The sequence below is a fragment of the Streptomyces sp. STAM6 genome, assembly GCF_054963715.1.
This window is the reverse complement of record NZ_JBUEFZ010000052.1, coordinates 20,991-29,994: the sequence shown is the minus strand read 5'-3', so window position 1 is coordinate 29,994 and position 9,004 is coordinate 20,991. Positions and strand designations below refer to the sequence as shown.

Here is a 9,004-nt window from a genome sequence, read left to right as displayed (position 1 = left end):
CGCCTGGAGCAGCAGCCCTCCCAGCACGGGCCCCAGCGCGACACCGGCCGAGAAGCAGGTCACCCAGACACCGATGGCCGTGCCGCGCTGCCTCGCGTCACGGAACATGTTGGTAATCAGCGCGAGGGTGGACGGCATCAGCGTCGCCCCGGCTGTCCCGAGCAGCGCGCGAGCCGCGATCAGCATCTGGGGACTGGTGGAGTACGCGGCGAGCGCCGAAGCGACGCCGAACGCGGCCGCCCCGATCATCAGGAGTTCCCTGCGGCCGATCCGGTCGCCCAGCGTGCCCATGGTGACCAGGAAGCCGGCGATCAGGAAGCCGTAGATGTCGGCGATCCAGACTCCCCTGCATGGTCGACGAGGGCGGGCAACTCGCGACTGGTTGCCCCGACCTGTTGGTCGACCTGACCAGGGAGCGAAACCGGATCACCGCCGCCATGGACGAACTACGACCCGCACGCGCGATGTTGGCGCCATCATCGCCGCGCCGGTCCCTCCTGAGGCGGCCCAGGCGCTGGACTGCGACGAGGCCGCCGGCGCCAAGGTCGTGGCACCGCAGGCCCCGTCGCCCCGAGTCACCAGCCCCTCAGTCACCAGTCCGTGAGCCGTCGGCAGAGGCCGCCACGTGGCCGGTGGTGAGCTGGCGTGCCCCGTCTCGCGGAACCGCCTCGACCAGCAGCACCGCGGACCTGCGAGACCACCGCCGACCCCCGGCCTGGACACAAACACGCGGAGACAGAGCCGCGCGCTTCGCCTGGTGAGTGACTTCTTGCCGGTGGATTGCCGCGTTGGTGAGGGCTGTGCGTGCGCACGGGCCGGCAAGCAGCACGCTGCGGCTGAAGCGGCAGGACCAGACCTCCCACTCGCAGCAGTGACCGCTTCCGCACGTGATAGCGAACGTCCCCACCGCGGGCCTCGTGCGCAGGGGCCAGCGCGCATCCCCGCGCACGAGGTGCATACCCCCGGCACCCTCCCGATGCGACGCCCCGGCCGCCGGTCTGCTGGTCTGCCACTGATCAGTTACAGAACACGAACGGTCCACCGCCTCCGTCGACGGACCGTCATGCAAGATCGAGGCCGAACGATTGACGTCCGTTCAGGTCGGCAGGCGAATCGCGATCGCGTGTGGGAGAATCGACGTACGAGATCGCAGCAATTCGCAAGTGAACCGAATTCCGCCGACGTGATTCTTCTGGCCGACGACGGCGGTAGGCATGATTTGCCTTCATCGTCTACACGATCTGTTTTGCGCCCCGTCTTTCTTGAAGACGGGAGGACTCACATGTCTCTATTCACCGGCGCCTACGCGAACCCACTTGCATCGTCCCCCCAATCGATGATGCAATCAGCCCTGAACTCCACCCGACAGACGCTGTCGCTCGGAGGGGCGCCAAATGTCAACAATATGGCTCTGATCGTCGTCGTGCTCACCGGGCACACGGGCACACTCAACCATCCTTGGGCGGCGCTCCGAGAGCAGGAAGAACATTACTCAGGCAGCCTGCTCAAGATTGCCGCAATGTACGCGGCTTTCGACCTGCGGGCGAGTGCTGACCAGTTGGCATCCGGCAGCGGCTTGACCACCTGGCCTCAGATCGAGGCTGCTCTGATATCGAAGTTCAACCCGGAAATCGTTACTCACACACCTTCGCTGATCAGTGGCTCTACGTTGCTGAAGCCGGAGGACAAGAGTAGGAAGCCCGACTACCGGGCCGCTCTCAAGCTCGGCACCGGACCAGACTTCATCGTTGACTTCACCCAGGCTCAGACGGACGCGTTTGAGAATATGATGGTGAAACAAGACAACCCTGGCGCCACGACGACGATCCACAATCTAGGCTACCCGTATCTCAACGGGAAAATCGCCGACGACGGGTTTTTCGACGGAACATCCAGAGGGATGTGGCTGGCCGGCGACTACGCCCAGATATGGCGGGCCGCGCGCATTCCCTGCGTCAACGACGTTGATACCGCCCAGGGCACCACCGTGTGGCACTTGGCGAAGTTGATGACCCTTCTGGCGGACAACAAGCTCGTTGGCCCCCTGAGCAGTAGGGGCATGAAGGACCTCATGGGACGGGCCGGGAACTTCTTCCATCAGACCACCCCGCCGATCTGGCCCACGAACGGACGATTCATCGCCAGCCATGGCAAAGTAGGCATAGGAAAACTGAAGTCCGGCAAACCTGTCTTCTCGGAAGCTCTGATCGTTCGCGACAGCATACGTAACCTCGAGTTCGTGGTCATTTGGCAAAATGTGATTCAAGACGGCCAAACCCAAAGAAAGTTGCTCGAACCGGTGGCGACGATGGCGGAGGCCACGATGAATGCCTTCATTCCCTGACGAAGGCTGACGGGAGTTCAGTGCCCGTTTCGCGCGCGCCTCCTGGGCGGGTAGCGGTTTCTGGGCCTGGGCTACCCCCGTTCCCCCGTTTCAGCAGGGCTTGCACGTTTCAGCAGGGCTTGCGCCTACCCCCGTTGCAGGGCCAGCGCGACGGCGTGGGAGATCGGCTGTGTGGTGCGGGTCTCGTAGCAGCTGATGCCGGGGCTGGGATTGACCTCGAGACAGTATGTCTCTCCGTCTTCGGTGAGGATCAGGTCGACACCGGCGAGGACGAGGCCGAGCTCGCTTGCCAGCTTCTGGCACCGCTCCGCGAGGTCGTCGGGCAACTCCCAGGCAGAGAACTGCGTTCGGCCGCCTTCCTCCTGGATGTAGCGGTAGTCCACCTGGTCGGTGTCCACCCGGGTGGCGAATACGTTCTGGGCGACCACGTGTACCCGTACGTTTGTTCCGGGGACATAGCGCTGGAACTGGACCGGGCAGCCGCGTATGAGTGGGAGCCTTCGTGCCGCTTCGTCGTCGAGTTCGCGGACGACAGACCTCACCGCGCTTATCGACTTGTAGATCAACCGTCCGTGCTGTGCCCTGAAGTCCCGCACCAAGTCGGGGTCGTTGGTGACCAGGGTGTCCGGCACGGAGAACCCGGTCTGGCGGATCAACTGGGACTGGTATGGCTTGGACCGGTTGGAGGCCGAGGTGGCGGCGCGGTTCATCACGCAACCAGGAGCGATCTCGGTCCAGTTGCATAGCGCCTCGTGCCAGGCCCGGCACCGCTGTGCAGTCTCGTCGGATCCGTCGCACACCTCCGGAAGCAGGCGCCAGTCCATGAGCCGGGTGTAGATACCGGTCACCTGGGAGCAGTCGACGGACGGATGGTGATGATCGCCGGACAGCCGTCCCCGGATCTCTCCGCCCGAGATCTCGATGTCGACAGATGTCCCCTCGAACCTCCGTTGGTACAGCACGACATGGGCGAAGCCCATGCGTTCGAGGGCGGCGATCACCAGAGCGGTGGTTGGATCGCTGGGGATCCCGCAGACGGCGATCATCGGGCCGTCACCGACGCACCGGCGAAGTGCCGGTGCAGCCCGTCGAGGAGTGCGGCGCCCCCGATCCGCAGGTCGGGCACGGGAGTCGCCCCGGTGAAGCACACCGACTTCCCGTCGTGGCCCAGTCCTACGCCCAGCAGTTGCGTGCCCGCGAGCCGGGCCAGCCTGGCGCAGGCCGATAGGACGTCGGGCAGGCGCCTCTCATCCGCCAGGCGCTCATCTTCGAAGACCTGGTCCTTGAACACCACGACGGAGTGGGTCGCCGGTCGGTCCGGTGCCATACCGGTGCGGCTGGACAGGACGTGGACCGGGACGGGCAGGCCGACCCGCGATGCGAGCACCGACCACTCCGCCGCCGAGCGCCATGCCCCGCAGAAGCCCACGGGTGAGGGCCGGTTGACGGTGACCGGGGCGACGCACAGGAGCCAGCTGAGCATCAGTGCGTTCAACTCGTCCGCGGCGTAGTCGCTGTCGGCCTGCGTAGCGAGCACCGGGGGGCGGACCGGTGCTCGGACGATCCGGTTGAGTACGCCGCGTATGTCACCGTTTTCCAGTGCCCGCCCGTCTGCGAGGCGGATGTGGAAAGTCGCGCCGTCGGTCCCGACGCGGTGTTCCTGCCGTGCCGAGCGGATCAGCGCGTCCGGTGTGAGGAGTTCCAGCGGTGCCAGGCCACGCTCCCTCAGCCCCTCATAGGCCCAGACCGCAGCACGATCCGCAGGATCGCCGAGGATCAGCCACATGGCGGTCAGCCCCCCTCCTGCTGCCTGCCCTCGGCCTCGCCGGCATCCGGCCCCACCACGGGTTCCGACTCCCCGGCCAGGAGGCTCGCCGACAGATCCGGACGCAGTTCGGGCGGGATGAAGTGGGCGAGTGTTGCGAACGTCTTGTCCAGTTGGACGATTTGGCGAGTCATGCTTTCCTCGCCGACCCCGAACAGGGAGTCCACGTCGACCGGTCCGGCGACACCGGAGTACTCCGGGGGAGAGTGCGGCCCCTTCTCTATCTGGTCGTCCTTGCTGTCCTTCCTGTCCTTGGTGTCCTTTGTAGGTTTCTGGGGCGGCGGCGGAGGCGGCGGAGGGGGCGAGACCCCGAGACGGGAGAGGGTGATCGTTCTCTCGGCTGCCGTGCTGTCACTGGCGTTGCCGATGACGTACTCGGTTTGAAGTTCGTCCTTCGGCGTTCCGGGCGCGACGGGTTGCGCCTTGAATACGAGGGAGTCGGCGCGGTTGGGCTGAATCTTGTCGGGGCGCGCCTTCAAGGTGAAGCCGCCGCCGATTTCCGTGTCGGCCGGATCGGTGATTCTCAGTGCTCCGGTACCGATGTTCGTGACGATCACAGTGATGACCGGGAGTGGCTGATTGAAGACGGCAGTCGTCCCGAAGGCTCTCCGCTTTCCCGGAGTCGAGATACGCGGCTGGAGTGTCTCCGCCTCGTCGGTCGAGGTCACCCAGACGAAACCAAGTTCTTCGGGATCATCGTTCGTTATTCTGACCCACCATTTGCGCTCCGCTTTCTTGCTGATGACGATGCTGACCTTGAAGACGTCGTTGGCCTCGCGGATCCAGGACGCCCTGGCGACGACCTCGTTCCCGTCGCGGATGGACGCTTGTTCGGCCGGTTCCGCCGGAACCGTCGCGATGATGCCCGAACCTGCCCGGAGCTGGATGGTTGGGGCCGCACCGCCCAGGGGTTCGGAGCCGAGCCCTATGGCGACGATACGGAGGGACATCTTGCCCGCCGTCTTGGGAACGGAGAACTCGACGAGTCCGCTCGTCGCCCTCGGCGGCAGCCTGAGCTGTTCCTGGTCCTTGGGGAAGATCCCGAATGCCATGGTCCGTCCATCCTGTCGTTTGGTCTTGTGTGCGATGCCGGGAATTCACCCCTGATTCAGCGGAACGATGTCGGCGTAGACCAGCCGCCCCGTGCCGTCGGCCGGCGTGCCCGAGGTCTTCGCCGCGGAGGGGTGCGTCTCGAATTCCTGGACGACGACGCGTGCCTTTCTCGGCGCGCCCGAGGGGATGTCCAGGACGTGCTGCTGGCCGAGCCGGGAGCTGGCCCGGAACAGGGTGGTCCAGCCGGTGGATCCGGCGGAGTCGAGGATTTGCAGCTCGGTCTTGATGACGTTGGGCGCTGAGTCCCCCGGTCCGAGACCTTCGACGAGGACGGCCGCCTTGACACCCGTGCGGGTGACGACCAGACGCCGGCTCGGAGGGAGCTGGACCGGATCTGTCTGGATGACCGGGGACAGGGAGGGAACTCCGGTCGTGGTGTACGGCTGGTAGCGGGCCAGGGCGAGGTGGACGAAGGGGAAGTAGGAGGAGGAAACCACCGGGGACAGGTCGATGTCGGCGTACCGGCGGTCGCCCTGATCGTCGAACCGGACCGGATGCGCGGCCACGCCCACGGTGCGACCCAGTTCGGGGAGCTGCGCCTCTGTACTCACTGGGGCTAGGACGTGGTTCTTGCTGAGGACACCGGGAGGTGCCCCGGTCTCGCGGATCGGGTCGCGCCCGGCGAGGCTGAGCTGGCGCAGGCCGGAAGGCGGGAGTTGGCCGGTGGGCCAGGTCAGCACGGCGAGTGCCTCCTCGTCCCCGGTGTCGAACCAGGGAGGATCGAGGAAGACACGCAGGCCACCGCCCTGCCGCCAGCGGACGACGGATGGCCCGTCGACGCTCTCCGTCCAGCTGAAGGCCGGGACGGTGTAGAGCAGCTTCGGTACCGGAGGCCGCACTGTGCTGGGCACGTCGGTGGGCTGCTGGAGGACGCCGGAGGCCAAGCACTCCTCGGGGCGCGGGAAGCAGTCCTGGAAGCGGGAGACAGCTGTCACGGAGTAGGTGACACGGTGGTGCCGGGTGTCCCCGAACTCCTGCCGGACCGGGGGAATCGACTCTGAAGGGATGGTGTGCTCGACGGGGTAGGACCCCACGTGTGCGGTGTGCCGGCTCGCGGGGTGGTCCGGTGGCACATCGCCCCGGTCGGACCACTCGGCGCGTACGTCGATACGGCCGGTGCTCGGAATGTGGAGCTTCAGGTCGCCGGTCCTGAGCAGGGCGGTGGTGCTGCCCGGCTGCCGCTGTGCCGTCAGCCGCCCGTTGGGGTCGGACAGGGGCCGTTGCACGGCATGGACGAGTGTGAGGGTCCGCGGCGGCGTGATCAGTCTGTTCTTGCCCTTGAGGATCTGCTGGAATCCGGGGTCCTCCTTGTCCTCCGGATCGATGCCCATCCAGCGTGCGATGCCGAACAGCCGGACGTCGCGGTCCACCGGGCACGAGGGGACGTCGATCGTCACCTGCTGGGCTGGCCCCAGCGCCACCGTGAAGGTGCGTTCATCATCCGTCTTGCTGACGGTGCAGCCCGCCGCAGCGGCAACCAGGCGCAGGCTGATCGGCCGGAGTGCGGGCCAGGGATCCTGCCACTCCGCGAAGACGGGAAGGTCCTCGCCGTCCACGGTTCCGGGGTTGCCAGTGTCCGGGTCAACGGGGCGGGGCCGTGTGTCGAGGACGATGTGGTCCGCCGCCGGGTCCGCCGCCCACGGCAGTACGGGTACGGCCTCGGGGAGCACGACATAGGGGGGCTCGGCTCCGCCCTCGGCGCCCACGACCTGCGCGTCGGGGATGGTCAGGAGATCACGGTCGGTCCGCTTGGCGATCTCGAACAGCCGGTCGACCTCGGACTCGGGGGCGTCGGGTCCCATGGCGGGGTCGAACAGGTCGTCATGCCGGATGGCCAGTTCGAGGGAGCACTTCGGGGCCAGGAGGTGGCGAAGGTCGAAGGCACGGTAGCCGTGGGCGGCCGCATAGTCCGCCACCGATGTACCCCGGTCGCTGCGGATGACCAGGCGGTCCTGGCCCTCGCCGTGGGCGAAGGCGCGCGTGGGCAGGATCTCGGGTGGGGGCAGCGGTTCGTACCGGTAGTAGGTGACGCGCTCGGTGCGCTGCTCGCCGGGTCCTGCCTCGTCAGTACGCAGACCTCCGCCCGCGAGGTCGGCGATCCTCACCCGCAGCCGGTAGGCATGCCCGAAGCGCAGCCAGGGCAACGAGCCCGGATCGCAATCGACGACCGCCTTGAACGGTGGCGGGGCCGGCGCGATCAGGGCGGCGTCACCGGTGTCGACGGTTCTGTCGGGGCGTTCCGCCACCAGGCTCCAGCCGTCCCACAGTGCGACTGTCTGGTGCAGGTACAGCGCGTCCGTGGCGCCGGCGCCCGTCGCGACCGGGCCGGGGCGGAGCCATCCCTCCTCCAGCAGTCCGTGCGCTCCGTCTCCGGAGGTTCCGTGCCCGACGGGCACTCCGCCGATCGTGTAGCTGACCCGGCGTCGGCAGAGCGAGAACCACTGTCCCGCAGTCTCGTCCCAGACCTCCACCCTGTATCCGCCAAGGAGGGAGTCGGCCGACAGCGGAGCCGAGAGGAGGCCCTCGGGAGTCGCGCGCTGAGCAGCCCGCTGAAGTTGCTTCTCGTGTTCCTGCTTACGGTCGCGCTCGACGAGGGCGATTCCGGCCGTGCGGAGCGCGGGCAGGGCGCCGGCCGTCGCCGCGTCGCCGAAGTCGCCACCGCTGTCCGCCCCGGCTGCGGCGACCAGTCGCAGCGCGGCTCCGTCGACGTCGAAGGGCATCAGCTCGAACCGCGGGTTGCCGGACGGCGCCACGCTCGTGCCGGCCAGCGGGAGCAGCCCCTGGGCGTGCGGGGTCGATACCTGGCCGGTGCGCGACGCAGGGAGGAAGCGCGTGCCGGTGATGGTGTAGGCCGTTCTGGGCGCAAGGTCCCGGTGCTCGGCGTCACGCCAGTGGGCGGGCGGGCTGGGATCGTTCGCGGGCCACTGCGGTACGACGCTCAGTTCGGCGGCGGTAGCCGTGCCGGCCAGCGCGGACGCGGGCACGGCCATGTCGATCAGCAGGCCGAGGGCCCGGAGCAGGAACGGGTGGTCGGCGAGCCGTGCCACGGTGTCGTGGAACTCGGGCTCCACGGTCGCGGCGGACTCCCGGGTCAGGGGGGTGAACGCGGAGCTGTCGCGGCGATAGAAGGCGTACGCGCGTTCGAGTGCGGTCTGTTCGGTGTCCGCGCGATCGGCCGGTGCCCGCAGTCCGGTCTGCCATCGTTGGGTGATCTGTTGCAGGGCCCGCCGCAGCTCGTGGTCGGCCTCCGGTGATGCCTCGTCGTACCTGAGGCGGGCTTGGGCTGTCGCCGTGTAGACGGTGCGGATTTCGCTGCCCGCCTCGGAGGCTGGGAACTCCACGCAGGAGCGGTCCTGGTAGGACTGGGGCTGGTAGGGCTTCACCAGGGTGCCGGTCGGGAACAGTCCCTGCCAGGCGCGCTGCTGGTCGGCGGGCGTGAACTGGGTCTGCTGTCCGTCGAGAGTGGTGTGGGGCACACGGAGTGGTGCGGCGGGCAGCGGCTGCGTGGCGCGGAGCGCCTTGAAGCCCAGGATCGCCAGGCGTTCGGGCCAGCTCTGCAGGCCGAAGTCCCCCACGGTGAGCCGCTGTCCTGGCGGTCCCAGCAATCGCGGGGTCAGCAGCACCGCGAACGTCGCCATTGGTGCCGACTGGCCGGGGACCGGGCCGATGCGCCCGGCTGGAAGCACGGTCCAGGTGAACTGTCGTCGAAGGGTCGCCGCCAT

Annotated in this window: 5 protein-coding genes and 1 pseudogene; 1 reads left to right on the top strand and 5 read right to left on the bottom strand. The window is 67.6% G+C overall.

Going from position 1 to position 9,004, the window contains the following annotated elements:
* Window positions 1-342: pseudogene (locus ACY34K_RS32115) on the bottom strand (MFS transporter); the annotation flags it as partial.
* 940 nt (window positions 343-1,282) lie between these two features.
* On the opposite strand from ACY34K_RS32115, the gene ACY34K_RS32110 reads away from it, so the two are divergent.
* Complete coding sequence (locus ACY34K_RS32110) at window positions 1,283-2,344, top strand: hypothetical protein (protein ID WP_462753467.1); 1,062 nt, start codon at window positions 1,283-1,285, stop codon at window positions 2,342-2,344.
* 125 nt (window positions 2,345-2,469) lie between these two features.
* Here the strand turns inward: ACY34K_RS32110 and ACY34K_RS32105 are convergent, their stop codons facing one another.
* The 4 genes from ACY34K_RS32105 to ACY34K_RS32090 are packed head-to-tail and all read right to left on the bottom strand — an operon-like array spanning window position 2,470 to window position 9,004.
* A complete protein-coding gene (locus tag ACY34K_RS32105) occupies window positions 2,470-3,390 on the bottom strand; it encodes an ATP-grasp domain-containing protein (RefSeq protein WP_462753465.1) in 921 nt (306 codons plus the stop codon).
* A complete protein-coding gene (locus tag ACY34K_RS32100; protein WP_462753463.1) occupies window positions 3,387-4,130 on the bottom strand; it encodes a hypothetical protein in 744 nt (247 codons plus the stop codon). The genes ACY34K_RS32105 and ACY34K_RS32100 overlap by 4 nt, the downstream gene beginning before the upstream one ends.
* 5 nt (window positions 4,131-4,135) lie before the next feature.
* A complete protein-coding gene (locus ACY34K_RS32095; protein WP_462753461.1) occupies window positions 4,136-5,221 on the bottom strand; it encodes a hypothetical protein in 1,086 nt (361 codons plus the stop codon).
* A 45-nt stretch (window positions 5,222-5,266) separates the two neighbouring features.
* The gene (locus tag ACY34K_RS32090; protein ID WP_462753459.1) at window positions 5,267-9,004 is read right to left on the bottom strand and encodes a hypothetical protein; all 3,738 of its coding nucleotides are present in this window, start codon (window positions 9,002-9,004) and stop codon (window positions 5,267-5,269) included.